26 protein-coding genes are annotated in these 26,885 nt (G+C 55.8%); 15 read left to right on the plus strand and 11 right to left on the minus strand.

The features are described 5' to 3' along the window. Nucleotides 1-104: 104 nt before the first annotated feature. From ABJG22_RS06000 to ABJG22_RS06015, 4 genes are all read right to left on the minus strand, one after another. A complete protein-coding gene (locus ABJG22_RS06000; protein ID WP_348019344.1) occupies nucleotides 105-1,646 on the minus strand; it encodes a Do family serine endopeptidase in 1,542 nt (513 codons plus the stop codon). A 286-nt stretch (nucleotides 1,647-1,932) separates the two neighbouring features. After that, nucleotides 1,933-2,373 (minus strand): nuclear transport factor 2 family protein, encoded by a 441-nt coding sequence (locus ABJG22_RS06005; RefSeq protein ID WP_348019345.1) that lies wholly within the window; start codon nucleotides 2,371-2,373, stop codon nucleotides 1,933-1,935. A gap of 6 nt (nucleotides 2,374-2,379) precedes the next feature. Continuing rightward, on the minus strand, nucleotides 2,380-3,231 hold the full coding sequence (locus ABJG22_RS06010) for a protease modulator HflC (protein ID WP_348020310.1): 852 nt from the start codon (nucleotides 3,229-3,231) through the stop codon (nucleotides 2,380-2,382). A 3-nt stretch (nucleotides 3,232-3,234) separates the two neighbouring features. Beyond that, a complete protein-coding gene (locus tag ABJG22_RS06015; protein ID WP_348019346.1) occupies nucleotides 3,235-4,326 on the minus strand; it encodes a protease modulator HflK in 1,092 nt (363 codons plus the stop codon). Between the two features lie 83 nt (nucleotides 4,327-4,409). On the opposite strand from ABJG22_RS06015, the gene ABJG22_RS06020 reads away from it, so the two are divergent. From ABJG22_RS06020 to ABJG22_RS06070, 11 genes are all read left to right on the plus strand, one after another. Then, nucleotides 4,410-5,372 carry an Mrp/NBP35 family ATP-binding protein gene (locus tag ABJG22_RS06020; RefSeq protein ID WP_348019347.1) on the plus strand — a complete coding sequence of 321 codons (963 nt, stop codon included), beginning with the start codon at nucleotides 4,410-4,412 and terminating at the stop codon, nucleotides 5,370-5,372. A gap of 17 nt (nucleotides 5,373-5,389) precedes the next feature. Continuing rightward, nucleotides 5,390-5,827 (plus strand): CoA-binding protein, encoded by a 438-nt coding sequence (locus ABJG22_RS06025; protein WP_348019348.1) that lies wholly within the window; start codon nucleotides 5,390-5,392, stop codon nucleotides 5,825-5,827. After that, nucleotides 5,817-8,105: a molybdopterin cofactor-binding domain-containing protein gene (locus ABJG22_RS06030; RefSeq protein ID WP_348019349.1), complete on the plus strand. Its 2,289-nt coding sequence runs from the start codon at nucleotides 5,817-5,819 to the stop codon at nucleotides 8,103-8,105. The genes ABJG22_RS06025 and ABJG22_RS06030 overlap by 11 nt, the downstream gene beginning before the upstream one ends. A gap of 3 nt (nucleotides 8,106-8,108) precedes the next feature. After that, nucleotides 8,109-9,116, plus strand: a complete 1,008-nt coding sequence (hemH, locus tag ABJG22_RS06035) for a ferrochelatase (RefSeq protein WP_348019350.1) — start codon at nucleotides 8,109-8,111, stop codon at nucleotides 9,114-9,116. Continuing rightward, nucleotides 9,107-9,370 (plus strand): ribbon-helix-helix domain-containing protein, encoded by a 264-nt coding sequence (locus ABJG22_RS06040; protein WP_348019351.1) that lies wholly within the window; start codon nucleotides 9,107-9,109, stop codon nucleotides 9,368-9,370. The genes hemH and ABJG22_RS06040 overlap by 10 nt, the downstream gene beginning before the upstream one ends. Before the next feature lie 9 nt (nucleotides 9,371-9,379). Continuing rightward, nucleotides 9,380-9,757 (plus strand): fluoride efflux transporter CrcB, encoded by a 378-nt coding sequence (gene crcB / locus ABJG22_RS06045; protein WP_348019352.1) that lies wholly within the window; start codon nucleotides 9,380-9,382, stop codon nucleotides 9,755-9,757. Further along, nucleotides 9,754-11,043: an RluA family pseudouridine synthase gene (locus tag ABJG22_RS06050; protein ID WP_348019353.1), complete on the plus strand. Its 1,290-nt coding sequence runs from the start codon at nucleotides 9,754-9,756 to the stop codon at nucleotides 11,041-11,043. Before crcB ends, ABJG22_RS06050 begins: the two co-directional genes overlap by 4 nt. 118 nt (nucleotides 11,044-11,161) lie before the next feature. After that, a complete protein-coding gene (locus ABJG22_RS06055; RefSeq protein WP_348019354.1) occupies nucleotides 11,162-11,818 on the plus strand; it encodes an HAD-IA family hydrolase in 657 nt (218 codons plus the stop codon). Further along, nucleotides 11,815-12,117: a hypothetical protein gene (locus ABJG22_RS06060; protein WP_348019355.1), complete on the plus strand. Its 303-nt coding sequence runs from the start codon at nucleotides 11,815-11,817 to the stop codon at nucleotides 12,115-12,117. The genes ABJG22_RS06055 and ABJG22_RS06060 overlap by 4 nt, the downstream gene beginning before the upstream one ends. After that, nucleotides 12,114-12,812: an ATP12 family protein gene (locus ABJG22_RS06065; protein ID WP_348019356.1), complete on the plus strand. Its 699-nt coding sequence runs from the start codon at nucleotides 12,114-12,116 to the stop codon at nucleotides 12,810-12,812. Before ABJG22_RS06060 ends, ABJG22_RS06065 begins: the two co-directional genes overlap by 4 nt. A gap of 52 nt (nucleotides 12,813-12,864) precedes the next feature. Beyond that, the gene (locus ABJG22_RS06070) at nucleotides 12,865-14,307 is read left to right on the plus strand and encodes an AMP nucleosidase (RefSeq protein WP_348019357.1); all 1,443 of its coding nucleotides are present in this window, start codon (nucleotides 12,865-12,867) and stop codon (nucleotides 14,305-14,307) included. Nucleotides 14,308-15,942: 1,635 nt separating this feature from the next. On the opposite strand, the gene ABJG22_RS06075 is transcribed toward ABJG22_RS06070, so the two are convergent. The 3 genes from ABJG22_RS06075 to ABJG22_RS06085 are packed head-to-tail and all read right to left on the minus strand — an operon-like array spanning nucleotide 15,943 to nucleotide 18,893. Beyond that, nucleotides 15,943-16,782, minus strand: a complete 840-nt coding sequence (locus ABJG22_RS06075) for a methyltransferase domain-containing protein (protein WP_348019358.1) — start codon at nucleotides 16,780-16,782, stop codon at nucleotides 15,943-15,945. Nucleotides 16,783-16,785: 3 nt separating this feature from the next. After that, entirely contained in the window at nucleotides 16,786-18,096 is a 1,311-nt protein-coding gene (locus ABJG22_RS06080; protein WP_348019359.1) for an NAD(P)-binding protein, read from the minus strand. Continuing rightward, complete coding sequence (locus ABJG22_RS06085) at nucleotides 18,096-18,893, minus strand: thioesterase family protein (RefSeq protein WP_348019360.1); 798 nt, start codon at nucleotides 18,891-18,893, stop codon at nucleotides 18,096-18,098. Before ABJG22_RS06085 ends, ABJG22_RS06080 begins: the two co-directional genes overlap by 1 nt. Nucleotides 18,894-19,016: 123 nt before the next feature. Between ABJG22_RS06085 and ABJG22_RS06090 the strand changes: the two genes are divergently transcribed. Next, the gene (locus ABJG22_RS06090; protein ID WP_348019361.1) at nucleotides 19,017-19,316 is read left to right on the plus strand and encodes an integration host factor subunit alpha; all 300 of its coding nucleotides are present in this window, start codon (nucleotides 19,017-19,019) and stop codon (nucleotides 19,314-19,316) included. A 28-nt stretch (nucleotides 19,317-19,344) separates the two neighbouring features. Then, complete coding sequence (locus tag ABJG22_RS06095) at nucleotides 19,345-19,731, plus strand: MerR family transcriptional regulator (protein ID WP_348019362.1); 387 nt, start codon at nucleotides 19,345-19,347, stop codon at nucleotides 19,729-19,731. Nucleotides 19,732-19,758: 27 nt separating this feature from the next. Here ABJG22_RS06095 and ABJG22_RS06100 read toward each other — a convergent pair whose 3' ends face one another. The 3 genes from ABJG22_RS06100 to ABJG22_RS06110 are packed head-to-tail and all read right to left on the minus strand — an operon-like array spanning nucleotide 19,759 to nucleotide 23,603. Further along, nucleotides 19,759-20,301, minus strand: a complete 543-nt coding sequence (locus ABJG22_RS06100) for a histidine phosphatase family protein (RefSeq protein ID WP_348019363.1) — start codon at nucleotides 20,299-20,301, stop codon at nucleotides 19,759-19,761. After that, nucleotides 20,298-23,033, minus strand: coding sequence for an ATP-dependent DNA helicase (locus tag ABJG22_RS06105; protein WP_348019364.1), 2,736 nt, complete (start codon nucleotides 23,031-23,033; stop codon nucleotides 20,298-20,300). The genes ABJG22_RS06100 and ABJG22_RS06105 overlap by 4 nt, the downstream gene beginning before the upstream one ends. Continuing rightward, nucleotides 23,034-23,603, minus strand: a complete 570-nt coding sequence (locus ABJG22_RS06110) for an NnrU family protein (RefSeq protein ID WP_348019365.1) — start codon at nucleotides 23,601-23,603, stop codon at nucleotides 23,034-23,036. It abuts the gene before it with no gap. Between the two features lie 90 nt (nucleotides 23,604-23,693). Between ABJG22_RS06110 and ABJG22_RS06115 the strand changes: the two genes are divergently transcribed. Next, nucleotides 23,694-25,280, plus strand: a complete 1,587-nt coding sequence (locus ABJG22_RS06115; protein ID WP_348019366.1) for a lysine--tRNA ligase — start codon at nucleotides 23,694-23,696, stop codon at nucleotides 25,278-25,280. Then, nucleotides 25,277-25,756: an asparaginase domain-containing protein gene (locus tag ABJG22_RS06120; RefSeq protein WP_348019367.1), complete on the plus strand. Its 480-nt coding sequence runs from the start codon at nucleotides 25,277-25,279 to the stop codon at nucleotides 25,754-25,756. Before ABJG22_RS06115 ends, ABJG22_RS06120 begins: the two co-directional genes overlap by 4 nt. 24 nt (nucleotides 25,757-25,780) lie before the next feature. Here ABJG22_RS06120 and ABJG22_RS06125 read toward each other — a convergent pair whose 3' ends face one another. After that, complete coding sequence (locus ABJG22_RS06125; protein ID WP_348019368.1) at nucleotides 25,781-26,845, minus strand: fatty acid desaturase family protein; 1,065 nt, start codon at nucleotides 26,843-26,845, stop codon at nucleotides 25,781-25,783. Between the last annotated feature and the right edge of the window lie 40 nt (nucleotides 26,846-26,885).

The following is a 26,885-nucleotide window of genomic DNA, read 5'->3' on the forward strand; positions in this document are numbered from 1 at the left end:
GGCGGATCCCTTCACTCTTATTGCATATTTGGACCCTGACTTGACGCAAAAAAAAGGCCGGCGTCAAGCACTGGCCCTTTTCTGTTACATCTGTTTAGATGCGTTTAGTCTTCTTGCAGGCGAACCGCGACAAATTGTGGATCACGAGCGCCGCGTCGAATTTGCAGCAGTACTGCTTCGCGATTTGCGCGTTTCGCGCTGTTGATCGCTTTGTCCAGATCGGGTGTGTTGTTCACAGGCTGGCGATTGACGCTGGTAATGATAAAACCGCGTCTGATGCCTTTCTGGGCGGCATCACTATTCGGATTGACCGTCGAGACGACAACGCCTTTCTGCTTCGACGGAACCCCGATCTGCCGCGCGATGGCCGGTGTCAGATCGACGACCGATAGTCCCAGAGCATCGGCGGTTGCCTGTGCGCTGGCCCCATTGTCATTCTGGCCTAGGGCGTTGTCTTCCGCATCTGGATCAAAGGTACTGCCGGCCAGTTCTTCTTCTGATGGACGTTTGCCAAGCTTGGCATTGACTTTGATCGCCTTGCCATCGCGCACCAGTTCGATCGGAACGGCTGTACCGACGGGAAGATTAGCAACCAGATAGGAGAGTGTCTGATCTGGTGTAACCAGTTTGCCATTCACTTTGGTGATCACATCACCTGCCTGGATACCGGCTTTTGCGGCGGCTTCATCGGGCTCTACCCGCTGGACGAATTCGCCGCGATTCTTTGGTAGACCGAGTGAATCCGCGAGATCTTCCGAAAGCGCACTTATCTGGACACCGAGATAACCGCGCTCGATCGCTTGTCCATTTTTGAGTGTTTCAACAATGGGTACGGCAACCTCTGCGGGAATGGCGAAGCCGATGCCGACATTGCCGCCGGTTGGTGAAATGATGGCATTGTTGATGCCGATGACATTGCCGTTGAGATCGAACATCGGACCACCGCTATTGCCGCGGTTGATTGAGGCATCCGTCTGCAGGAACCGGTCATAGGCGCCGCCCTGGCCGGTATTTCGATGGATCGCCGACAAAATGCCGGTGGTCACGGTTCCGCCAAGACCAAAGGGATTGCCGATAGCAATGACCCAATCGCCAACGCGGGCGCTGGTGCTATCGCCGAATTTCACAAACGGTAGATCTTTATTTGCTTTGATCTTGAGAACCGCGATATCCGAGGCCGCATCGCGTCCGACTAGTTCCGCCTCATATTCGGTGCGGTCTGGCATGATCACGGTGATCGTTTCGATCGTTGCGTTGCGGTTGCCAGGTGCCACCACATGGTTGTTGGTGACGACATAGCCATCGGCAGAAATGATGAAGCCGGATCCCAAGGATTGCGCCTGGCGGGTTTGTGCACCGCCATTGCCGCCTTGGCGATTACCAAAAAGACCGCCAAACGGGGTGCCTGCGAAAGGATTATTGTTGTTCACGCGGACACGCTGGGTAGTCGAAATATTGACGACGGCGGGCTGCAACTGCTCGGTCAGGTCTGCAAAGCTCATCGGCGCGCCGGCACGTGGCACGACATTGCGCATCACTGTGCTGTCGTTGGCGGCGGTTTGTGCTCCGGCCGAACCAATCCCGGTCAGGGTTGCTGCACTGCCGGCCAAAAGCAATGCTGCTGAAATTCCGTAAGCGTAACGCACTATTATCTTCCTCTCAAATTACTGGTGGAGCAAATGAATGTTTGTCACCAGATCCGTTCAAAATCGTACAAATAATGACGCAATTTTCATGAACGGCAATTGAATATTAGCATATTCGACTGTCGATCTTAAGCGTAGAACTGCGATATATTCTTGATATAGGCCTATTTGGGTGTGCCCAAGCCTTTGCGCAAGCTGGGAATCTGTCTTTGGTCGAAAAAAAGCGACGCTATGTAGAATAGACGACAAGTGTAGTCGTTGTGGTACTGCAACGGGGCCATGGCCGTCAAAATTCAAATGCGCCATCAGTCTCGAACCGAGGTTTCGTCGTGAATCCAAGCGCCTCATTAGCCAGTTGGGTGTCGAAAAATTCATGAACCGAAGCGATTTTGCCATCTCGGAAGGCAAAGATATGCGCATAGCGCTGGTCGTAGCGTTGCCCGTTTTTGGTGAGTCCTTGCGCTTCCATGATGGCGGTTGCGCCGTCGGGGCCGTCGTTCATCACTCGCCATTTTACCGCAAACTGGAACTGCTCGAAATCGAGCGCATCAAATATCGCAGGCAATATCTGTTTCAGTGCAGCAAAGCTCTCATATCGGCCCGATATGATCGTATTGCCGGATATATGATAGACGACGTCCGGATGGTGCAGAGCCTCGAAACCATCGACGTCCATGACCGACAAAGCGGTATAATAGGCATCGATAATCTCGCGGTTTGTGTTCAAAGCGTCTTACCGACCTCGGAATTGGCGTAGATATTCGTTATCCGGAGAGAGAATGAACGAGCTTTGTGGATCATCCGGACCACCATTTTGGAACGTCGTCTCATAGCTCTTCATGGCGCGATAGAAATCATAGAATTGCGGATCTTTGCCAAAGCTTTCGGCATAGGTCCGCGCTGCGCTTGCATCAGCTTCGGCGCGAATGATTTGCGCTTGTTTCGCGCCTTGAGCGCGGATGGTCCGCGCTTCTTGGTCACGGGCTGTCCGCATCCGTTGGTAGGCGCTGTCCAGTGGTGTGCCGTCAGGCAGATCGGCCCGCTTGATTCGCACGTCAACAATCTCTGCGCCATATTGACGCGCAACCCGGTTCAAACCGGCTTGAATATTGTCCATCACTTGCCCGCGTTCAGGGCTAAGCAGTGCAGCAAACGGGCGTTTGCCGAGCTCGTTCCTCAGAGCCGAACCCAAAATAGGCCGAAGTTCGTCGGAAACCCGTTCTTCGGTGCCAGCCGCAATATACATACGCAGCGGATCGGTTATCCGGAACCGGGCAAAGGCATCGACTTGCAAGCGAAGTTGATCGGTCGACAGCACTTGCTGTTGCTCCATCTCAACGTCGCGAATGCGTTTGTCGATCCATACAACCTGTTCAATGAACGGGAATTTCATCAACAGACCGGCGCCGGTCTGCCCGAATGGGACCGCATTTTGATATCGGTTAATGATGCGAACCGGTTCACCAAAGCGCACAACCACACCTTGCCGCGTTTCGGGGACGATGATGAGCGTGTTCAGGAAGGTGAACAATAACGCAACGACGATGAAACCAAGCGCAGCGGGGTTTTGCATGATCCGTCTAATCATTTACTTGCCCTCCACGGTTGAAATCGGTGCTTGCTGTGCCCGCTTTTTCAATTCCGGCAAGGCCAGATACGGCGTTACACCGGGTGCCTCGACTACCGTCTTGTCGACTTTGGACAATACACGCTCCATTGTTTCATAATACATCCGTTGTCGCGTCACCCTTGGCGCCAATCGATATTCTTCGTACACCTTGTCAAAGGCCGCTGACTCACCTTGCGCCTGCGCGGTGAGCTGCTGGGCGTAGGCGCGGGCTTCATTGAGGTAAGTCTGTGCGGTCTGCTGGGCGGCCGACACTTCTTTAAACGCGTCGTTCACGGCAGCAGGCGGATCGGCTTTCTTGATCGCGATACCGCGAATGACAACGCCAGCGCCATAGCCGTCGAGTAGCTGTTGCATATTACGCTCAACTTGTTGCTCGATCTCTGTCCGTTCCGAACCGATAGTGTCATCCAGCGTGAAATTGGCGACGGCGGCACGCATTGCGGCTTCCGCGACTTCCTTGATCGTTTCTTCCGGTTCAGCAATTTGGAACAAGAACAGCTCGGGCGCTTTGATGTTCCAACGTACGGAATAAGCCAAGTCGACGATATTCTGATCACCCGTCAGGATCAGCTTTTCCGTCTCTCCCTCGGGAATGTCGATTGTCCGAATATCTTCGATGTCGAGCTTCGTCACCTGTTCAAGCGGGGTGGGAAGCGAAAAGTGGAGGCCGGGATCCATGGTCCGCGAATAGGAACCTAGGAAAGTCACCACGCCCCGTTCTTGCGGACTGATACGATGGATGCTGGTCAGTAAAACCCAAAGGACGATAAAGCCAATAGCCATCAGTGGCCACCAAGACCGCCCGCCCGGGCGCTTTGGAATACCGCCCTTAAATCCACCACCAGAGCCTTTTTTGAACAGTTCTTCGAGAGAGCCAGCACCCTTGCGACTGCCACCGGAAGAGCCACCCGGGGGATTACCCCATGGGTTCCGTGGACCGCCGCCGTTGCCGTCGCCGCCATCATTGCCGCTGCCGCTGTCATTGCCCCAGGGGCCAGCCATGTTCAATATTGAGCCTAAAATCGATTTGCGGCGGGCTTCGCCGTCCATATTTTTATCCATAGTATCTTTATAGGTAGCACGCGTTCAGAAAAACAGTGTCAATCCGATAAAAGTGCAACTATGTCGATCCGATGACCGATATTACTACAATTGAGGCGGCGCTGGATGGCGTTGCCAAGGGCCGTTTTAGCGCCGTAAAATTCGCCGAAGGTCGGGTTTCTCTGGTGCTTAACGTTGGCGGATTGGACGTGCGGGAGCGCGGCCAGATCGAGATTGGCGTGAAAGGGACCTTGCTGGCGTTAGACGGCGTCGAAAAAGTCGATGTTGCGATGACGGCCGAAAAGGTCGAGCGGCGTTTGATAGCAGTCGCCAGCGGCAAAGGGGGTGTGGGCAAGTCCACACTTTCGACCAATCTCGCAATTGCGATGCAGCTGTTGGGGCGCAAGGTTGGGATGGTGGACGCTGATATATATGGTCCATCACAACCCCGATTGCTCCATTGCGAAGGGCAACGGCCGGAAGCCGAAGACAAGCAGTTGATCCCGGTACCCAATGACTATGATGTGCCGGTGCTGTCTATGGGACATCTGGCAAAGCCCGGACAAGCTATCGCTTGGCGCGGGCCGATGGCGGGCAAGGCGCTTGAGCAGCTGATTAACGCGCATTGGGGGGATGTTGAGGAACTGATCGTAGATATGCCCCCTGGTACCGGCGATGTGCAGCTGTCGATGATGCAAAATCATAAACCAGTCGGTGCGGTGATTGTCTCCACACCACAAGATTTGGCACTGATGGACGCAACCCGAGCAGTGGATCTTTTCAATCAGGCCAAGATTCCGATCATCGGTATGGTCGAGAATATGGCAAGCTATCACTGCCCGCATTGCGGAGAAGCGAGTGATCCTTTCGGAACGGGTGGAGCGGAAGCCGCTGCAAAGACAATGGGCATGCCTTTCCTGGGCAGAGTGCCGCTTGATATCGAAATCCGTAAGTCAAGCGATGGCGGAACACCAACGGCTTGCCGCGATGATGTGCATGGACAGGCTTTCCGTGATATTGCCAAAAAACTCGCTACATGGTTGGATAACCAATAGCCCGGAGAAAGGATATCATGCTGCTGGAACGCGATCAGGATATAGCCGAATTGCTGACATCGGCGCGGCGTATCGCACTGGTCGGTGCCTCGGCGAAGCCCGAACGCGCCAGCAATCGGATATTCAAATTTCTGATCGAGCAGGGCTATGATGTGATCCCTATCAATCCCGGCCTTGCCGGACAAAAACTTTATGATGTGCCGGTGGTCCCATCGCTGGAGGATATTGAAGGAAGTCTCGATATGGTGGATATCTTCCGCAATTCCGCTGCCGCTGGGAATGTGGTTGATGAGGCCATTGCGGTCGCTGCCCAATCGGTATGGATGCAATTGGGTGTTATCAATGAAGCGGCTGCAGGGCGTGCGATCGATGCGGGGCTCAAAGTCGTTATGGATCGCTGTCCGAAAATCGAAATCCCGCGGCTGGGCCTGTTGAAAGCACCCCATGGTGGCTGAAACGGACATCGAGCAGGTTGAAAGTGCATCTCGCGGAATGGATCGCCGCAAATTTCTGATTGGGGGAGGTGCCGCGGCTGGCTTGGTGGTTGCGTGGGCAATTTGGCCGCGCAGCTACGGGCATAATGTTGCTGCGACCGAGAATGAGCATGTTTTTGGTGCTTTTCTGAAAATTTCTGAAGATGGACAGGTGACGGTTGTCGTACCGCAAAGCGAAATGGGGCAGGGCGTCTATACGGTCTTGCCGCAAATCCTGGCCGATGAACTAGGCGCCGACTGGCGGACGGTTGCGGTTGAGCCCGCACCGATTAATCCGCTTTATAGCAACGGCCTATTGATGGAGCAGTGGGCAGAGAGCTTCTTGCCCGCAGGCACGGAGCAACTGGCCGAGAATGAAGCAATCCAATGGGTCGCCCAGAATGTTGCGGTCCGTGACCAGTTCATGCTGACGGCCGATTCAACCGCGATCCCAGCTTTCGCTGGAAGTTTTCGGGAAGCGGGTGCAGCAGCGCGGGTGTTGTTGACCAAGGCGGCTGCCGCCAAATGGGACGTTGATTGGGAAATCTGTACGGTCGAAAACGGTATCGTCTCCAACGGTGACAACCAGCTGCGCTTCGGGGAACTGGTGCGCGACGCAATGGCTGAGACGTTGCCGGATCCGGTGCCGCTGCGGCCAGCCGGTGCAGGCAATCTGATCGGACAGGATGTCCCCCGTCTCGATTTGCCGAGCAAATTAGATGGTTCTGCAAATTTTGCGGGTGATATCAGGTTGCCCGACATGGTGTTTGCGGCCATCCGTCAAGGCCCGATTGGCGAAACGCGTTTGAAATCTTTTAATCGTGCAGGCGCTAGCAAGATCACGGGATTCATCGACGTTGTTGAGGGCGAAAATTGGATTGCGGCAGTCGCAACCAACTGGTGGGCCGCCAATCGCGCGCTGGATCAAATGATCCCGGTTTTTGAAACCAAAGGCTATATGGCTGATAGCGACAAGATCGATACCGCGTTGCAAGAGGCTTTGGAAAATGGACTAGGGATACGCTTCATCTCACGCGGCGATAGCAAAGGCGCGTTTTCAGCCGATAATATCTTCCAGGCACGCTACAATGCCGATGCCGCACTGCATGCGTCAATCGAGACGCGGACGGCTACGGCAGAATATAAAGATGGTGGTTTAGAGCTTTGGATGGCCACCCAAGCGCCTGTTGCGGCGGTGCGGGCAGCCGCCAAGGTTTTGAACATCGGGCAGGATCGCGTCACGCTATATCCAATGCTGAGCGGCGGGTCGTTCGGCCGCAATCTGGATAATGAAATCGCCGGGCAGGTCGCGCAAATCGCAAAGCAGATTGGACGCCCGGTCCAATTGGTCTGGTCCCGCGCAGAAGAGTTTATGCATGACCATTATCGGGCACCGAGTCACGCGCGTCTGGATGCCGCCATGGCAAAAGCGGGTCGTGTGGAAGCTATGCAAATCAAGATCGCGTCTCCGCCATCGGCCCGCGAGCAAGTGAAGCGACTATTTGGTGGTCAGAACAATGTGGATGCGATGCGTAGCTCTATCGGGGAAGCGGATATCAAAGTCGTAGACGGTCTAGACGTGCCCTATGATATTCCTAATCTCACCGTCGATCACCATAGCGCTTTTGTTGGCGTACCGACGGGCAATTGGCGCAGTAATGCCCATAGCAGCAACATATTCTATCTGGAATCGTTCATCGATGAGTTGGCGGCGGAGGCGGGCGTAGAACCTTTGTCCTTTCGCATGCAGATGATGAACAATCAGCCGAGGCTCGCTCGATGCCTGACGGGTGTCGCCGCCATGGCTGGATGGGATGGCGGCTTGGATGGCAGCGGTCAGGGCATCGCATGCCACGGTATGCGCGGCGGCTATATCGCGCTGATCGCCAGTGCTAGCAGGGGGACGGGCGGCTTAGAAGTTCGCCGTATTTCGGCAACCGTGGATATTGGTCGGGTCATTCACCCGGATATTGCCCGGCAGCAGATTGAGGGCGGCATAATATTCGGCTTGGCGATGGCGTTGGGTAGTGCAACCCGGTTCCAAAAAGGACTGCCGACAGCAAAGCGGTTGCGTGATTTGTCCTTGCCAAGCCTTGCGGAAATCCCTCCGATCCAGATTGAATTTATCAGAAGCGATGAAGAAGCTGTCGGCTATGAAGAGCTTGGGGTGCCAGCTGTCGCGCCAGCTGTCGCCAATGCATTATTCTCGGCAACCGGGGTCCGGTTCCGGCAAATACCATTTTTCGGGGAAGTGTCATGAATCATGCGTGAAACTGGGCCATTGCCAAAGGGGCATCCGCCGGTCGCGGCCAAGAAAGTCGGTGTTTTGCTGGTCAATCTGGGTACGCCCGATGCGCCAGATAAGAAAGCCGTCAAACGCTATCTCAAAGAATTTCTTTCGGACAAGCGGGTCGTCGAGATTCCTTCAATCATCTGGCAGCCGATATTGCGCGGTATCATTCTTAATACGCGTCCGGCAAAATCCGCCGAAGCTTATGGTCTCGTCTGGACCGAAGACGGTTCGCCATTAGCCTCTAACACACGAAAACAGGCCGAAAAATTATCCGGAAAAATCGAAGGCGTGATGGTGGATTGGGCAATGCGCTACGGCAACCCGAGCATCAAAAGCCGTCTAGAAGCGATGAAAGAGGCCGGATGCGATCGCATATTGATCGCCCCGCTTTATCCGCAATATAGCGGGGCTACGACCGCTAGCGTCCATGATGCCGTATTTGATGCGATTGCCGGCATGCGCTGGCAACCGGTTATTCGGCTGCTGCCCGCCTATCATGACGACGAAGCCTATATTGATGCACTGGCAACCAGCCTCGAACGGGATATTGCGGCTCTGGATTTTGTGCCGGACGCGATTGTTGCGAGCTTTCATGGCATGCCACAGCGCACTCTGGAGTTGGGCGATCCCTATCATTGCCATTGTCAGAAGACCGCTCGACTCTTGTCTGAGAAGATGGGGCGAGAATTGGTGATTGCTTTCCAGTCCCGTTTTGGTCGGGCGAAATGGCTCGAACCGGCGACCGATACAATTTTGGAATCGCTGCCCGGACAGGGGAAAAAGAATATCGCTATCTTTGCGCCCGGCTTCTCGAGCGATTGTTTGGAGACGTGCGAAGAATTGGCGATACGGGGCAAGGAGCAGTTTGAAGCCGGCGGCGGAGAATATTTCGCCTATCTGCCCTGTCTCAATGACAGTGATCCCAGCATCGATATGTTGGATAAATTGGTACGACGGGAATTGTCCGGGTGGATATAGAAGGGCCCGAACTCTTTCATCCACCGGTCAAGCGCAGCATCACGATTGCGGGGCATCAAACGTCCATTTCTTTGGAACCGTTGTTCTGGGATATGTTGAAAGTGGCTTCCGATCTTCGCGGTCTGCCGCTTAATGCATTGGTGGCACAGATAGACGTCGAACGGATTGCAGCGGCACAGCCGCCCGGGCTTGCGACAGCTATCCGCTTGTGGCTCACCAATGATCTGCTTGGAAAAACCACGCAAGCGGACTAAGGGACGGCCATGAACGCGACCCTTCTTGTCATGGCAGGCGGTGCGATTGGTGCCGCAGGGCGGTATCATCTCGGACGGCTTGTCTTTCACCTTGGACCTATGGGCTATCCCTATGGTACGTTGGTGGCCAATTTGACCGGGGGTCTTTTGATGGGTGTGCTAGCGGGAGTTTTGGCGCGCAGTAATTTTGTCGATGAGCCGTGGCGGCTGTTGCTTGGCGTTGGTTTGCTAGGCGGCTTCACAACTTTTTCGGCCTTTAGTTTGGAAGTTATCAATATGATCGAACGAAGCGAATGGAGCATGGCCATCGGCTATGCCTTGCTTTCGGTTGTCGGTTCGGTGCTGGCGTTGTTCGCGGGTCTGATGGCAGTAAGGGCGCTGACATGAGCGGTTTTGACCCCACGGCAGAAAGCGGTTCCGAAGAAGAAAAGCCTCAGGGCTCGGCGAAAGAGCAAAGGCAGGCTCTGAAGACACTCGACGTGCGGCAATTTACTATTTCCGCCGATGATGAGGATATTCGGGTCGACCGGTGGTTCAAGCGGCATATGGATGATGTGCCGTTCAATATCGTATCGCGCTGGGCACGGACCGGACAGCTGCGGCTGGACGGGAAAAGAGTATCGCCGGGCGATCGCGTTCAGGCTGGGCAGATATTGCGGGTCCCGCCGTTGGAACTCGACCGTCCCGGCCGCGTACCGAAGGCGAGAACGGAATTGTCGCAAGATCAGATAGATTTTGCCCGAGAACTGGTGATTCACAAAGACAAGGCGGCTTTGGTGGTTAATAAGCCCCCTGGTCTGGCGACCCAGGGTGGCAGCAAGACGACAACGCATCTGGACGGTCTGTTGGACGGCTTAACCTTTGATGCGAAGTTCCGACCCAAGCTGGTTCATCGTCTCGACAAAGACACTAGCGGTGTGATCCTGCTGGCGCGCTCGCCGGGCGCTGCATCCTTTTTCTCCAAGCGATTTTCTGGCCGTGACGTGCGCAAAGTCTATTGGGCGATTGTCATGGGTGTGCCGGAAATTGCCGATGGCGTGATCGATTTACCGCTTTCCAAACAGCCGGGTTCCGGTGGCGAGAAAATGCACGTCGATGAAGAAAACGGACAGTCGGCCAAATCGCGCTATCGGATTATCGAACGCGCAGGTAACCGGGCTTGCTGGGTCGAATTGCAGCCGCATACCGGCCGGACTCATCAGTTGCGTGTCCATATGGCGGCGATCGGACATCCGATTGTCGGTGACGGCAAATATGGCGGCAAGGATGCGTTCTTGACCGGCGCCATCAGTCGCAAAATGCATTTGCACGCGCGACGGCTGCGGATCGACCATCCCGACGGTCATAAGGTCGATGTGAAGGCTGACCTGCCGGACCATTTTGCCGAAACGGTTGAAAATCTGGGACTAGATCTAAGCCTAGGCGACTTGCCACTCGACGAAAAAAGGCCTGGCGGCAAGATGGCCCGCAAACAGCAGGCCAAGGCCCATGCCAAGCAGATCCGTAAGGATAAACGCGGCGAGCGTCGTGGTCGCGGAGAGACAAGCGGCAAGCCCACCAAGGCAGGCAAACCTACCAAGCGTGAGCGGCCGAATGCCGGCAAGGCGACGCATAAGAAAAACATGCCGCACAAGGCAAAAGTCAAACAGGCCCTCCATAAGAAATCCAAATAATGCACCCTGATCCCGCTTTCCGATGGCTGAAATCTGCCAATTACCATCATAATGGCGGCGAGCGGGTGGGTCTTGATGTCTTGGAGAGCAAACATTTGATGCAGGAGTCCGAAGAGAAATGACCAATAAGCTTGCCTTGTTCGATTGCGACGGCACGATGGTGGACAGTCAGGCTAATATTTGCGCCGCGATGGATCATGCTTTTACAAAGCATGGCCTTGTCCCGCCTGATCACCATCTTATCCGGCGGATTGTCGGCCTCAGCCTCATCGAAGCCGTATCGCAACTAATGCCCGATGGTGACGAGGCAATCGTTGCGGCGGTGACACAATCCTACAAGGATGGTTTCTTTGAATTGCGTCAGGCAGGCGGCGTGCATGAGCCGCTTTACGATGGATTGCTCGAGACATTGGACGCGTTGGAAGCATCTGGCTGGGTGTTGGGCGTTGCCACCGGAAAGTCGGATCGGGGGCTCCAGCATGTACTGAGCGCGCATGGTTTGCTGGACCGTTTTGTGACGCTGCAGACTGCAGACCGCCATCCGTCCAAGCCGCATCCAGCGATGGTCGAATTGGCGATGGCGGAGGCAGGCGCGGTGAGGAAAACGACGGCGATGATCGGTGATACCAGCTTCGACATGGAAATGGCGGTCAATGCCAAGGTGCGGGCGGTCGGTGTCGATTGGGGCTATCATGACGAGCATGAATTGATTGATGCTGGAGCAGAAATAGTCGCGCCAACCATGGCCGATCTGAACGGAATATTGAACGCATGAGCGAGCCAATGGACGATCAACCGGAATATATCCCCGACCCCGAGAAAGAGAAGCAGGCCAAGGCGGTGCATATCACCGTCAGCATTATCCGTCTGCTTGGCGTGATCTTGGTGATGTTAGGGCTGGCCATCGTGCTGGACCGGCTGCCGCCAATGCCGGCTCGGGCAGGCTATGTACTGATCGCTTTGGGCCTTGTGCAAATGTGGGTCGCGCCAGTCTGGATCATCCGTAAATATGTGCAAGCCCGTGTCGTCGAAGAACAGATGGCCAAAGCGGCGGAAGAGGCGGAGGTTCCGTGAAGCGCTTTTATAAGGATGTATCGGTATCGCCCGATGGCGACGCTTTTGCCATTTTGCTCGACGGGCGCCCGATGAAGACGCCGCAGCGTCACCCGCTGGCCGTACCGAATGTCAATCTCGCCGACGCGATTGCGACAGAATGGGCGGCGCAGGGTGAGGATATCCTGCCCGGAACCATGCCACTCACCGGCCTTGCCCAAGGCGCGCTGGATCAGGTTGAGCATGAGCGCGACCGGATTGTTTCCCGTATCGCCGCTTTTGCCGACAGCGACATGCTCTACTATCGCGCTGATCCTAATCAGCAGGCGCTGATCGACTATCAGGCGGACCATTGGGATCCGCTGCTCGATTGGGCGAAGCAACGCTATGATGTCAGCTTCAACCTGATCTGCGGTATCCGGTATGAAGCGCAGCCGGTCGAAACGATTGCGCGACTGACCAGCGTGGTTGCTGCGCAGGATGATTATAGCATTGCCGCGATGCTGTCGCTGGTCGGACTGTCCGGTTCGCTGATCGCGACATTGGCGCTGGTCGAACAGGTCCACGATGTCGAGGCCCTGTGGCCGCAGGTCAATCTGGAAGAGCTGTGGCAGGAACAGCAATGGGGCCGCGATGATCAGGCAACAGCAGCGCGCGATATCAAGAAAGCAGAATTCGCAGCAGCAGCCCATTTTCTCGACCTATCGCGTAGCTAGTTTCCTTTGTTCCCGTTTTCCGTTAAAGGGTTGAAACTGTAACGGAGACTACATGACAACTGAATCTACTTTATGTGCCACGCCCGCGGAAGCGGTGGCCCTGCTTGAAAAACTTTACGCCGAACAAATTGAAATCACGGCGGCTCGCTTTGGCCGTTATGCCACATCCAAATTGTCCCAGGATGACCGGCAACAAGGCCGATATCCCCAGATCAGCGTTGAAATTCCGGCTGCGCAGGCGACCGAGACCAGCCATCTGACATCCGGCCAGCTATCCGACATCAACGCCTATCGCACGACCGTCACCGAACCCCGGCTCTATCGCGCCTATCTGCTCGATCAGCTGGAGCGCATCGCCGGGACGTTCACCGCGAAGATCAAGGTTGGGCTATCCGACACGCCCATTCCGTTGGCCTTTGCTCTCGCCGACGCTGGCGCTGGCCTTGACCGCGCGAAGAAGGAAAAGCTGCCCAACTATTTCCACACGCCCAATCTGGTCAAAACCAATGACGAGATCGTCGATGGCGGCCAGATTTTCCAGGGCGAGGAAGCCTCGGCCCTTGCCCTGTTCACCGCCGAACGGGTCGACTATTCGCTCCACCGCATCCGCCATTATTGCGCGACCGAACCCGAGCATTTCCAACCCTTCATCCTGTTCACCAACTATCAGCGCTATGTCGACGAATTTATCGAACATGGCCTCGCGGAAGTGAAATCCGGCGAAGCGACGATGTTGGTTGAGCCCGGAAACCGGATCACCGGCAGCGATGGTAAGCCCTCCGCGCCGCCCATTGCGAAGCCACCGCAAATGCCCGCCTATCATCTGGTCCGTGGCGATGGCCGTCCGGGTGTGACCTTGGTCAACATCGGTGTCGGCCCCAGCAATGCGAAGACGATCACCGACCATCTCGCGGTGCTCCGCCCGCATGTCTGGCTGATGATCGGCCATTGCGGTGCGCTGCGCCGGACCCAGCGGCTGGGCGACTATGTCCTCGCCCATGCCTATTTGCGCGATGACAATGTGCTCGACGACGTCCTGCCACCCAGCATCCCGCTGCCGACCATTGCCGAAGTGCAGCAAGCGCTGACTCAGGCGGTGCAGGAAGAAACCGGCATCGATCATTCGAAGCTCAAACAGCATCTGCGCACCGGCACGGTGGTGACCACCGGTGATCGCAATTGGGAGCTGCGCTTCGAACAAATTGCCCGGCGCCTGAACCAGTCCCGGGCGATTGCCATCGATATGGAAAGCGCGACGGTCGCCGCCAATGGCTATCGCTATCGCGTGCCCTATGGAACGCTGCTCTGTGCGTCCGACAAGCCGCTGCATGGCGAGATCAAGCTACCCGGCATGGCTGACGCTTTCTATCAGGAACGCGTCGGACAGCATCTCGCGATCGGGCTGCGCGCCATCGACCTGCTGGCGAAGGAAGCCGATGCGGGAACGCTGCATAGCCGGAAGCTGAGAAGCTTTGGCGAACCTTTGTTCCGCTAAACTCCGTCAATCCCGCGCCGCAAAGTTGACAGAAAATGGACTTTTTATTTTCTGCGACCTCTGCCGCTAAGCCGCGAAATTCCTGATTTTCTGGGTTGAAAACGGCGTGGCGAGTGTAACCTTTGTGGCGGGGTCTCACTCCGGCGCATTTGGTCCCTGCGGGCGTGTGAAAGGGCTTCGTCCTATATCCAGATTGTCAAAGAGCCGGTCCTGCGCTTGGTGGCAGAACGGCGGGAAGGATAGGGGATGGGGGTGGTTGTAGGAAAGGGGTGTTTTGGGGATGGTGTGACTGTGGCCGTGATTCATGTCCTTTCTTAACAACCATTGCTAAATAGCCAAAAATATGACTGCTAAAACCATTGCCGTTGTCGATACAATCAGTGACCAGCCTACAAAATTTGCGTGTTCTACAAAGCATACATCCGACATTCTTCTTCGAAAATTAGCTTCGCTGTTATCAAAATCTGTCAAATAAACATACCATCGCTTCTTAAACACCATCATAAAACCAGCACAGTAAAATAATGCTATGAGAATAAAAAGTGATGACATAATATTCATCCTAGTCATTAATCCGCCAAGAGTAGTGGCGTGAGTAGTTTGCTTCGACGCCACCCGACCCTATACCAGTTGCCGACAGCTCGCTACCCCAGCTTTGGGTGATGGCGAATCCTCTAGCTAAAGTTGCAGTGTCGCCCGGCCCCGTCAAAAAGTCATTTAGCTGACGTTCTGAGGGACGAAATCTACATTACGGTGACAGTTGCACCATTCCCTTATTGTCCTCCCCTAGGCTTGCGTCCGCGCTTTGCTGGCGCAATTTTGTGCCCGGTCCTTGCTTCCAGATCGGTAATCCATTCTGACGAACCAACCGGTCTGCATGCGGGGAAGACGAGCCATAAACCAAATCTAGTCGGCCCAATGTCACAGGCAAATGATCATCCCTTGGCAAAACGGACAAAGGATCGAGGAAATTGGGGAATGGCGCACCTGTCACCGTAATTCTAATGCAATTTATCACCGTAATCTTATTGCTCAACTACTTTCCGATTGGGCTCTCATATCTATAGTAATATTCCCGAAATACAGCATAACATATTAATACCGACAAAGGGGATAAAACAAGAAAAGTAAAAGGTAGAAAAAATGCATTCAAGCATTCAAAATTTATCGGATTAGATCTAATTTGAATTATGCAATTTTTATACAATTCATCATTCTGATGAAGAATATTATTTGCTTTATATACTCCATAATTAAATCCACAATATAAAATTGAAATGCTCAATAAAAATGATCCAGAAATATTCAATAATACAAATAAATAAAAATTTCTTTTGGAAGACAGGAAAATGAAACATGAAATGAAAATGCAGGCCAGTGACGCAAAAAGAAAAGCATAAAAATTATATACTGAACTGCTTATCGCATAATGACTTCTGTAGTTCATCAAATCAAGAAAATTTAAACCAAGCGGTATCATCACAATACCGATAGCATAGCCCACAAATCTTCTAGTTTTTTCGTACATATAGAATATTTAACTACCTCCTCTTCGCAGATAAATAGAAATATTGGTAAGGCCCGAATTACGGTGACAGTGCACTTTTTTCCACCCCTTGTTTCTTCCGTCCGCGCTCAGATGATTCTCGTGGCGCTGATCAGGCAATAACGCAAAATCGAGCGGCGATAGGCCCATGTTAGAAACCGGCCGGTTACGTTATATTTGATCCGGCTGGACCATCCCAGTTTGCTGCGGCCCGCTCCATTGCGGTTTTTCCGGCGGGAGGCGCGGAGCCCTTGGGCGAAGGCGGGCATGACCTGTTCGCTGATATCGACAATGTGGATTGCATCAAAACCGGCGTCCCGCAGCTGGCGCAGATATTGGTCGCGGTGGACGATATTGGCCTCTGCGATATGCGAACGCTTCAGCATCCAGCGCAGGAGCCGATGCATAGGGGAGTCGGTCCGATGTTGATCGGCGAGCATGAAGTCGGTCAACGCCAGTCGTCCCGCTGGTGCAAGATGCTGCTGTGCCAGTGCGAAAAAGTCTGGGCGGTCGGGGAAATGATAGGCGCAATCCAGCGCCAGAACATGGCTGGGCCGCGCCCCGTTCAAGGCGGCGCTCCAGACATCAGGATCGTTGATATCGCCCTGCACGATGGTGTCGGCGGCTTTGGTTTGTCTGTTTTGGCGCAGCAGGTCCTTCGCATGGGCGGTCTGGCTGCGGGACAGGTTGACGCCATCAATCTGCGCCACGTCAAATTGGTCGCACCAGAGCAGCAATTGGTCGCCGCAGCCAAAGCCGGCGTCAAGCACTCGCGAATGGTGGTCCAGCCCTGCCTGTTCACCCAGCAATTTGGCGAGCGCGCGGCATGCATCCGAATAATGGGTCGCGCTTTCCCAATATCCCAGATTGCCCCAGGATTGCCCTTCGCGATTCAGCGCCAATTCTGCGAGATCGTGAAATTCGGACATGGGCTAGATTGCGGCAGGAGCGCTGGTTTTCCAAGGAATCGGAGCATCCAGATGTTCTGCCACCGCCACCGAAGAATCGACCGCCGCCTCGAGCAGGGGAATTTTCTCCGCCATATAGGATCCGCAGAGCCATAGCTTGTTGCCGGGCTGATATTGGCTTGCGCGCAGCGCCTTTACCGCGTCGCGGCTGTCCCGTGTCACCGTGGGCCGGGTGAAATCGACCCGCGCGAGTTCGCGGTTGGGAGCGATCCGGCGCATCGGGTTCCATGTCTGGAACACGGTTTCCTGATCGGACAAGCGGGCAATCGCCTTGGTCAGATTGACCGACACTTCGGCGCGACTGCCGCCGCTCGGGATATGATAGCTGACCGGTGACAGGTCCTGTGCAGGGGCGGGCAGGATGTCCGGATCGCTGTGCACGCTCATGCTCGACGATTCGAACGGAATGCGGTTCAGTAGCGCCTTGCGATCATCAAATCCGGATAGCATGGCTGCGGCCTGCTGGGCTTGGGCGGCGATCACGACCTGATCAAAATATTGTTCTTCATCCGTCTTGGTGACGACGCGCAACTGGTCTCCCGCAGGTTCAATCAACGCGACCGGACTGTTGGTCTTCAGTTCCACATCGACCAGCATCCGCGGGACAATATCATCGACCCCTTTAGCCGCGCTCATAATCCCCAATTCATGGACCCCGCAGGTCAGATATCCCAGCATGATATCGGCAGGATAAGCGCGTACCGCCTGATAATCGCAGGTGCAGGTCACCGACATCATCGGCAAGAGGACGGTCTCGACAAATTCCCGGCCGGCCCCGGATTGCTCCAAATAGGCGCCAAAATCCATGTCGGCGAGGTCCGCTCGACCGATATCTTGCTTCGCCCGCGCAAAAAAGCGTTTGCTCTGAAGGCCGATGGTCCACGCCTTTGGATTGAGCCAGTTCCGGCCTTTCAAATGGGAAAAGCGCATCTTGCCCCAGCGGCTATTGCCATAATGCAGGATGATCCGATCCGCCTCATCCGCGAATATCCCGGCATGGTCACTGGTCAATATCTCGACGCCGATATGCTGATATAGCGCGAGCAGATTGTCATAATAGCCGTGGCAGAAAATGCGCAGCGGGATATCGATCCGGCGGGTGATGCCGTTGCTGACATAGTCAATGCTATGCGCGCCCATACCAGCGCGGGCCTGGCTTTCAAACACCGTGACCTGATATTTGTCTTTCAGCAAATAGGCCGCAGAAAGGCCGGCAATACCGGTGCCGACGACGGCAAGCCTGGGTCTATTCCGGTGAGGCGGGCCTGGTTCCATCAGGCGTAATAGGCCACGCTTTGCATTGCGGTCGCGATCAGTTCCCGGCGGCTGTTCCAGATGCTCATATATTGGCTGCTGGCCCCATGATCCGCGTGATGGGTGTGGGAATCGATCAACCACCAGCCGTCCTGAGTCGTCAGTTCTTCGGCAATGATATTGACCTGCCAGTTCATTGAGCTGACCATCGCATTCTTATCGAGCAGTCCCATGACCGAAGGCGGCAGACTGTCGCACATGCACAGGATTTCCGCCATTGGATCAAGACCCTCCCGCTGTTTCAGCCGCATCCAGCGGGTCAGGCGGTTGGTTTTCTTGCTGGTGTCGATCCGCTTGCCGACATATTCCATATTCGAGGTGAAAAACTGTGGTGGACCGCTGTGCAGGTCGGTGTCACCCGGCAGGTCGGGAAAATCGGGTTCGACGATGTCGGATGTCTTCACCTCAGTGGCGCGGGCTGCCGCGAAAATGAAGTTGCAATGCAGGCCGAGGCCCTTGTCGCCAAAAACTTCCGACTGCACAAATGCGGTGTTCTTGCCACGACGCAACATGGCGGTTTCTGCCGTCAATGAACCGAACAGAGGTCCTGTAAAGGCTATCTGTGCTGATCGAAGGGGCGGCAGGTCGGCTTCGATATGGCTCGCCGCCTGATAGGCGAGTGCGCCGGATAGGCCACCGAAGGCGGTGCGGCCTTGTGTCCAGCTTTGGGGTAGAACCACTGGATGATCTGGTCCGCCAGGGCCACATTGATCGAGTAGTTTGGAAAGGGCGACAGGTTGAAGATTTTTATCGGTCATTCCTCTCGCTTATCGGGCTAATCGACTGAAATCCACTGGTAAGTTTTCTATCAACATTTACAAAAGCCACAATTTGGTTTATGGCTTTGTCGATTTTTCAATCTCTTAGTGGAAGATATTGTAATGAGCTACACCAACACCCTGACCCGCGCTGACCTCGCTGATACGATGAACCGACAGGTGGGCCTGTCACGTGCCGATAGTGCCGTCATGGTGGAATCGATTCTCGACCATATGATCGATGCCCTTGTTGATGGCGAAAATGTTAAGATTTCCGGCTTCGGAACCTTCGTGCTGCGCGACAAAGGCGAACGTACTGGCCGCAACCCCAAGACCGGTGTCGAGGTGCCGATCGCACCGCGCCGGGTTTTGACCTTTCGCGCCAGCCAGACGATGCGCGATAGGATTATCGCAGCAGGTTAATTTACCCGGACAACCGGGGGAGTAGAGTATGACGAAGGAAGAAGGAGCTTTCCGGACTATCGGAGAGCTGTCGAAAGAACTCAGCATAAAGCCCCATATTTTACGCTACTGGGAAGACCAGTTTGCTATGCTGACGCCGCTTAAGCGTGCTGGTTCACGTCGTCATTACCGCCCCGAAGACGTCGAGATGGTGAAGACGATCAACCGGCTGCTCAATGAAGAAGGCTATACGATCAAGGGCGCCCGGAAATATTTGACTGCATCCCGGCGCAAGGGGCGGGCTTCAGCCAAGGATGCGCCGCAGTCCCCCGTAACCGAAGAATTGCCGGAAAAGGAATCCGTCGATAGCGGTGTGACTTTGGCGCAGTTGAAATCTATCCGCGACCGGCTGGCGAACGCGCTGGATGATTCTTAGCCTCCGAGCGGCTTTTCACAATCTGGCTTAATCGTAATTTGGTCCCAGTTCCGGATCCAGGTCGCGCGGACGGGTGAAGCGATCCAGCGTCGCGCATTTGTCTTCAGTATCGGCCCAGCTATCGATAGCCAGTGTCAGTTCTGCGAGCGCAGCGGTCGGATATTTTGTTTCAACCTTGTCGCGGTCGGGCGAGCGTCCGTCATCGGGAACAAGATCGAAGATGATGTCCTCCAGCCCCGGATTATGACCAACCATCAATATATGATCCGCATCCCCACTCGCACCGCGCAATACATCAATCAGGGTGACGGATGAGGCGAGATATATTTTCCGGTCCCAGGTCGGTTCCATAGCCAGACCACAGGTGCTTTCGACATTTTCAAGCGTCTCTATGACCCGGACGGCGGGGGACGCGAGAATTTGATCGAAGGTCAATCCCTGACGCTGGATGAAGCGGCCCATCACCGCAGCGGCGCGTTTGCCTTTTTCGTTGAGAGGGCGATCAAAATCGCGATCAACCGGGTCATCCCAACTGGATTTGGCGTGGCGCAGGAGTGTAAGCTTTTTCATTGCAGATCGTCATGCATGAAACTTGTTTCAGTTGGAAGACCGGATTGCATCATTTCGGATTTCGCTTTGCCGATCTCCGCCAGCGCCTGTTGCAGCGGCATGCGTTCTATCGGCGTGCCTTCTGGAAAAGCCGATAACAGGCGCGATGGGAAGGCCGAAGAAAGAATGACAAAATGTCCGTGATCATCGGCGCGGCGAATGATCCGTCCAAAGGCCTGTGCCAGCCGTGCGCGGATGATCCGGTCGTCATAGGCGCTGCCGCCACCCGCCAGTTTTCTGGCACGGTGGAGAATGTCAGGGCGCGGCCAAGGAACCGATTCCATCACCACGAGCCGCAGGCTCTGGCCGGGTACATCGACGCCGTCCCGCAGAGCATCTGTGCCCAACAGGCTGGCCTTGGGATCGTCGCGAAAAATATCGACCAAAGTTCCGGTGTCGATTGGATCGACATGCTGGGCATAGATGGGCAGTCCGGCTTGCGCCATCCGGTCGGCAATGCGGGCATAGACGGTGCGCAGGCGCCTGATGGCGGTGAATAGACCAAGCGTGCCGCCACCAGAGGCTTCGATCAATTGGGCATAGGCACCCGCTAGCCCCGCCATATCGCCGCGCTTCACGTCGGTGACGATGATGACCTTGGCCTGATTGGGATAATCGAAGGGGCTCGGAACTTCAAATTCCTGTGGCGCATGTTCTAGATGCACGGCGCCGCTCCGCGCGCGGGCGGTATCCCAGCTGCCACCACCTTTAAGTGTGGCCGACGTGATCATCACGCCATGGGCGGGCTTGGTGACAACTTCGGTGACCGGGATGGTCGGATCCAGCCAGTGCCGGCAAATGCCGATATCATATTCACGGCCTTCGAAACGGTCGATCATCAGCCAGTCAACAAAGTCTGGATCGGCAGGCCCGCCGATGCGCGACAGGAGCGAGAGCCAGCCGGACAAGGTGTCGCAACGCCAGCCGAGACTCGACAACGCGCCTTCCATCCGTGCGCGGGCCTGTGCATCCATCCAGTCGGGACCTTCTTCAATTAGATGTTCGATCCTTTGGCCTAACCGGACTAGCGGCTTGAGTAGCGCATCCATTGCTTGTGCAGCCGTCGCAACTGCGTCAATCATCGGGCCTTCGACGTCGGTCATTTCGGTTTCCAGCCCATAGCCAGCATCAGCACTTTGGCTTTCGTCGCGCGCGAAGACCATCGCGCGGACTTCGTGGAGCAGCACTTCAATCGAGCCGGACGGTTCGTTTTCGCCAACCCGCTGGAGCCAGCCATCCCCGGGTAGTGCCTCTGCCGCATGACGTGCGCTTTCGATCGCACGACCGCCTTCTTCGTCATAGGATGCGAGATCAGCGAGGCGTGCGGCCAATCCCCGGCGACGGCCCCGGTTCTTTGTTTCCGGTCCGATCACCCAGCGCCGTATCTCTATTGTCTCTTGCCCGGACAGCCGCGCGGCGAACATGGAATCGGCGGCATCAAATAGATGATGGCCTTCGTCAAAAATCAATCTTGTCGGCCGGTTCTGCTGTTCGCGTCCGCGGGCGGCGTTGACCATCACCAAAGCATGATTGGCGATCACGATATCGGCTTGCTGGCTGGCCCTTGATGCTTTCTCGATGAAGCATTTCCGGTAATGCGGACATCCAGCGTACACACATTCGCCGCGCCGGTCGGTCAGCGCGGTGGCGCCGTTGCGGCGGAACAATGTGGTGAGCCACCCCGGCAGGTCACCGCCAACCATATCGCCGTCTTTGCTATAGGCGGCCCAGCGGGCGACCAGATGAGCGAGGATCGCCGCCCGTCCAGCAAAACCGCCTTGTAGCGCGTCTTCTAGATTGAGCAGGCAGAGATAATTTTCCCGTCCCTTGCGGACCACGACTTTCTTGCGGAAGGTCTCTTCGTCTGGATAGATACGCCGGGTTTCGCGGTCTAACTGGCGTTGCAGGGCTTTGGTAAAGGTCGAAATCCAGACCGCACCACCGGCCTGCTGCGACCATAAGGAAGCGGGGGCCAGATAGCCGAGGGTTTTGCCAATCCCGGTGCCGGCTTCGGCCAGCAACATATTGGGCGCGCCCTTGATCTTCCGTGGATTGAATATCTGAGACACTACGGCGGCATATTTTTTCTGGCCCTGCCGTTCCTCGGATCCCTCGCCGGTCAGCACATCCAGCGTAGCAAGCGTTTCATTGTCGTCTAATTTGATCGATAGCGGAGCAGGGCGTGGCGGTTCTTCTTCCCATTCGTCCAGTTTGGAGAATAGCCAGCGTTCGGTCTGAACGGGCTTTTCCAGTTTCCGTCCCACTTCTTGCGCCCATGGCCAGCGTAGCCGAAAGAGCGCTTGTGCGCTGCTCCATGCACCTTCCCGTTCTTTCCAGAAAGGCGCTTCCAACCCTTCTAGCAGCAGGCTTGCGGCCTGCCGGTAAAGGCTGGCAATATCGGCTTCCTGATCGGGTGGCGTCAGCCCAAGCGTCTTGGCAAGACCAGCTGGGGTCGGGACAATGAACTGCGCCGGGTGGATGAAGGCGTATAGCTCCAGTAGATCGAGACCAGACAGGTCGGGATAGCCGAGCCTCTGCCCTAATAGCGGCGCGTTGAGCAATATATGCGGCGTTTCCGCAACTCGGCCAATCGCTTCCCCCTTGCCGATCGCGCGGGTTTCGCCATCGGTTGAGCAAATCCAGATGCCGCTATGGCTGGCATGGAGCGCAGGATAGGGGAGCGGTGCGGTCATTTAACCGGTGACAACCGGTACACCAGCGATCCACGGATGGATAAAAATCAATATGAGATATAGCACCGCGACGATCGCAATGGTCAGCAGTTCGCGGCCTGCGGTTGCGATTTTGGCTGGCTTTATCCAGGCACCTTCGTTGCGTGATATGGTGATGATCGAGATCAGCGCCCAAAGGCCAAGTCCGCCGAACAGCACCAGCGACTTATTATCACCATTGGCCAGCAAATGCCCAAGCGACCATAGGAAAACGCCCATCAGCATCGGGTGCCGGATCCATTGCCGTATCCGGGATGCGCCTTGTGCGGCGCCCAGCAACAGAATCGCCACGAACATCAATGCCATATTGGCGTGGCGGCCCCATGCTGGTGGATCATAAGAGAATTCTGCGGGCGTCGAGCGCCAGCCGAATATCATCAATGCCATTGCACCCAGCAACAATAAGGCAACCAGACCTTTGTGCGGGCCTTCTCCGATAGCGCTCTGGACCGAGGCGCGCAGCCCCGGCGTGACCGACTTCATCAAATGTACCAGGCTCCACAGCAGAACCCCCGTGATCAGCATAGCCATATTCAATCTCCTGCTTTCGTCCTATTCTAACTTGCTATACAGGCTAAGGCCACTATTTGCGCAGCATCCAATGAAAAACAGGACAAGTTTGTGACCGACTATCGTGAAGCAGCAGAAAATTCCAAAGCGTGGCCCTTTGAGGAAGCCCGTAAGTTGCTCAAACGCTATCGCGGCGAGCGCGGTGTCCCTGCGCCCAAACCGGGTGGGGCGCCGATGCTGTTTGAAACCGGCTATGGTCCGTCGGGTCTGCCGCATATCGGCACATTCAACGAAGTCTTGCGGACGACCATGGTGCGTCACGCCTATGAAACGCTGACCGGCAACAAAACGCGGTTGATTGCATTCAGCGACGATATGGACGGCTTTCGGAAGGTGCCGACCAATGTTCCCAATCAGGATATGCTGGCCGAACATCTGCACAAGCCGCTGACGCAGGTGCCGGATCCGTTCGAGAAGTTCGAGAGTTTCGCCGCGCATAACAATGCGATGCTGCGCGATTTTCTTGACCAGTTTGGTTTTGACTATGAATTCATGTCTTCAACCGAGCAATATCAAAGCGGCGCCTTTGACGAGACGCTGAAACTGGTGCTCGCGCGCAACCAGCAGATTTTGGATATCATGCTGCCGACTTTGGGCAAGGAGCGTCAGGCGACCTATTCGCCTGTGCTGCCGATCAGCCCGAAAACCGGTCACGTGCTGCAGGTTCCTGTTGAAGTCATCGATCCGGAAGCCGGCATCATTCGCTTTGAAGATCAGGGTGAAATGATCGAACATAATGCGCTGAGCGGCGGCGCCAAGCTGCAGTGGAAAGTCGACTGGGCGATGCGCTGGACCGCGCTCGGCGTCGATTATGAGATGTATGGCAAGGACCTTACCGACAGCGGCGTGCAGTCGGGCAAGATCGCCAAAGTGCTCGGCGCGCGCAAGCCCGAGGGGCTGATCTACGAGATGTTCCTCGACGAGAAGGGCGAGAAGATTTCCAAGTCCAAGGGCAACGGCCTCAGCCTAGAGGAATGGCTGCGCTATGGCTCGGAGAATAGTCTCGCTTTCTATATCTTCCGCGAGCCCAAATCGGCCAAGCAATTGCATATGGGGGTGATCCCCAAAGCGGTGGACGAATATTTCCAGTTCCGGACCAACTGGCATGATCAGGCCCCGGACAAGCGGCTCGGCAATGCCGTGCACCATGTCCACAATGGCGATGTGCCGACGGATACGATTCCGGTGACCTTTGGTCTGCTGCTCAATCTCGTGGGTGTGATGGGCGAAGCGGATAAGGAGCAGATCTGGAGCTATTTGCGCCAATATGCGCCGGATGCGACACCGGAACGCTATCCCGATCTGGATGAGCTGATCGGCAACGCGATGGCCTATCACAAGGACTTCATTGCCCCGACGCTGCAGCGGCGCAAGCCGAAAGGCGTTGAAGTGGCGGCACTGGAGCGGCTGGACAGCGAATTGGCCGCGCTACCCGAAGAAGCGGCCGCTGAGGACATTCAGACGATCGTCTATACGATCGGCAAGGAAGGTGGCTTCGACAATCTGCGTGATTGGTTCAAGGCGCTTTACGAGACGCTGCTGGGCAGCTCGCAAGGACCACGGATGGGCAGTTTCATAGCGCTTTATGGCGTGTCCAATAGCCGCACATTGGTTGCCGAGGCGCTGGCTTTGAAATGATCGATATTTTCACGACCGGCGGGACCATCGACAAAGTCTATTTTGATGCCCTTTCGGAATATCAGATTGGTGCGACGGCGCTGCCCGATATGCTGCAGGAGAATAATGTCTTTGTTGCGCATCGGGTGACCCAGTTGATGCGCAAGGACAGTCTGGAACTGACGGATGCAGACCGGGCCGCGATCCATGACGCGGTTGCCGCGAGTGATGCCGACAAGATCCTGGTGACTCACGGCACCGACACGATGGTCGATACGGCGCGTGTGCTTTCCGGCATCGCCGGCAAGACGATCGTGCTGACGGGGTCGATGCAGCCAGCGTCTTTGCGGGTAAGCGATGCCCAGTTTAACGTCGGCTTTGCCCTAGCCGCGACCCAGACTTTGCCGCATGGCGTCTATATCGCGATGAACGGCGAGGTCTTTGATCCCGCGAAAACGCACAAGGATCGCTCGGCGCGTCGTTTCGTCAGCGAATAGAATGGCCGCCAGTCGCCATCCGGTTCAACCCGCCGCCATCGGTCGGGTGACTGTTCGCAACACATCGCCATAGCTTTTCGAAATTATCATCCGCGCGCCATAGCCTTTGGCGATGAGCAGGTCGTGGGCCGTTACCAGATTGTAGCAGGGGACGCCCATGAACATATGATGCTCGCTGTGATAATTGACCCAATAAGGTGCGAGCGCCATGCGCATGAGCAGGTTGGCATGGGTGGTCCGGGCATGGCTGAACGGATCATTGCCACCGGTCGCGGTGCAGGCATGTTCGGCGATATTGCGGATGCGCAGAACCAGTTGAAAGCTCGTCGCCAGCGCGACCAGCCAGATCAGGAAGGGGATGATGCCCAGCGTCGCCAGACTGACCAGCAGCACCGTCAGCTGGACTAGCAGAAAGCGCCCTACGGTTCGCGCCGTTGTCTTGGCCCCGTCCAGATCGACCACCGGCGCGGCCACCCCTGCGGCGCCGTTGCGATTAAGCGGTGTCCCGGCGGAGGTGTCGCGCTTTGCTGAGGGCGTGGCATCCACGGCGCCCGAGAGTATCGCTTTCAACCCTCTCCATGCGACTGCAAATTGGTTGCTGCGTTGCTTGAAGAATGTCTGTCCGGTTAAGTCGCGGATGATCTTGCGGCGCAGGCTTGCCCGCGTGGTGGGAAATGCTTCAGATAGACCGAGATCGGGATCCTCTGGCTGCTGGGTGAAGCGATGATGGGTGAGATGATAGGCGCGGTAACTGTGCAGATCGCTGCCTGTTGCCGCGCCGGTGATCCACTGGCCGAGAAAATTGTTGATCTTGCGTTTCGGGTGGAGCAGGCCGTGCGCGCCTTCGTGCATCAGGATCGATAGGCCGAGTTGCCGCCCGCCGACCAGCGCGATTGCTAGGGGGGTGGCGCCAAGTCCGGCTAGCCAGTGCCATTGCCATAATAACGCCGTGCCACCGGTGATCAGAGCCACGATTAGCCACGCATGTAGCGACAGCCAGAGACCACGCCAGCGTGACACATGGGTCAGGGCCGCCCATTGTTCACGGGTGAAAATATCATCGGGCTTGGCAGCTTTTACGGTGGGCATGACCTGATCCTTCTTCCCCCAATATAGCTGTTTTCTGCCG

This window comes from Parasphingorhabdus sp. (assembly GCF_039939955.1).
GTDB lineage: Bacteria > Pseudomonadota > Alphaproteobacteria > Sphingomonadales > Sphingomonadaceae > Parasphingorhabdus.

Excerpts from the sequence above, each read along its gene's own strand:
- ABJG22_RS06090 (WP_348019361.1), top strand. The coding sequence starts at position 19,017 with ATGAGCTACACCAACACCCTGACCCGCGCTGACCTCGCTGATACGATG.
- ABJG22_RS06110 (WP_348019365.1), bottom strand. The coding sequence starts at position 23,603 with ATGGCTATGCTGATCACGGGGGTTCTGCTGTGGAGCCTGGTACATTTG.
- ABJG22_RS06085 (WP_348019360.1), bottom strand. The coding sequence starts at position 18,893 with ATGACCGATAAAAATCTTCAACCTGTCGCCCTTTCCAAACTACTCGAT.
- ABJG22_RS06070 (WP_348019357.1), top strand. The coding sequence starts at position 12,865 with ATGACAACTGAATCTACTTTATGTGCCACGCCCGCGGAAGCGGTGGCC.
- ABJG22_RS06030 (WP_348019349.1), top strand. The coding sequence starts at position 5,817 with ATGGTGGCTGAAACGGACATCGAGCAGGTTGAAAGTGCATCTCGCGGA.
- ABJG22_RS06075 (WP_348019358.1), bottom strand. The coding sequence starts at position 16,782 with ATGTCCGAATTTCACGATCTCGCAGAATTGGCGCTGAATCGCGAAGGG.
- ABJG22_RS06055 (WP_348019354.1), top strand. The coding sequence starts at position 11,162 with ATGACCAATAAGCTTGCCTTGTTCGATTGCGACGGCACGATGGTGGAC.
- ABJG22_RS06050 (WP_348019353.1), top strand. The coding sequence starts at position 9,754 with ATGAGCGGTTTTGACCCCACGGCAGAAAGCGGTTCCGAAGAAGAAAAG.
- ABJG22_RS06020 (WP_348019347.1), top strand. The coding sequence starts at position 4,410 with ATGACCGATATTACTACAATTGAGGCGGCGCTGGATGGCGTTGCCAAG.
- ABJG22_RS06060 (WP_348019355.1), top strand. The coding sequence starts at position 11,815 with ATGAGCGAGCCAATGGACGATCAACCGGAATATATCCCCGACCCCGAG.
- ABJG22_RS06125 (WP_348019368.1), bottom strand. The coding sequence starts at position 26,845 with ATGCCCACCGTAAAAGCTGCCAAGCCCGATGATATTTTCACCCGTGAA.
- ABJG22_RS06080 (WP_348019359.1), bottom strand. The coding sequence starts at position 18,096 with ATGGAACCAGGCCCGCCTCACCGGAATAGACCCAGGCTTGCCGTCGTC.
- ABJG22_RS06015 (WP_348019346.1), bottom strand. The coding sequence starts at position 4,326 with ATGGACGGCGAAGCCCGCCGCAAATCGATTTTAGGCTCAATATTGAAC.
- ABJG22_RS06025 (WP_348019348.1), top strand. The coding sequence starts at position 5,390 with ATGCTGCTGGAACGCGATCAGGATATAGCCGAATTGCTGACATCGGCG.
- crcB (WP_348019352.1), top strand. The coding sequence starts at position 9,380 with ATGAACGCGACCCTTCTTGTCATGGCAGGCGGTGCGATTGGTGCCGCA.
- ABJG22_RS06105 (WP_348019364.1), bottom strand. The coding sequence starts at position 23,033 with ATGACCGCACCGCTCCCCTATCCTGCGCTCCATGCCAGCCATAGCGGC.
- hemH (WP_348019350.1), top strand. The coding sequence starts at position 8,109 with ATGCGTGAAACTGGGCCATTGCCAAAGGGGCATCCGCCGGTCGCGGCC.
- ABJG22_RS06100 (WP_348019363.1), bottom strand. The coding sequence starts at position 20,301 with ATGAAAAAGCTTACACTCCTGCGCCACGCCAAATCCAGTTGGGATGAC.
- ABJG22_RS06095 (WP_348019362.1), top strand. The coding sequence starts at position 19,345 with ATGACGAAGGAAGAAGGAGCTTTCCGGACTATCGGAGAGCTGTCGAAA.
- ABJG22_RS06120 (WP_348019367.1), top strand. The coding sequence starts at position 25,277 with ATGATCGATATTTTCACGACCGGCGGGACCATCGACAAAGTCTATTTT.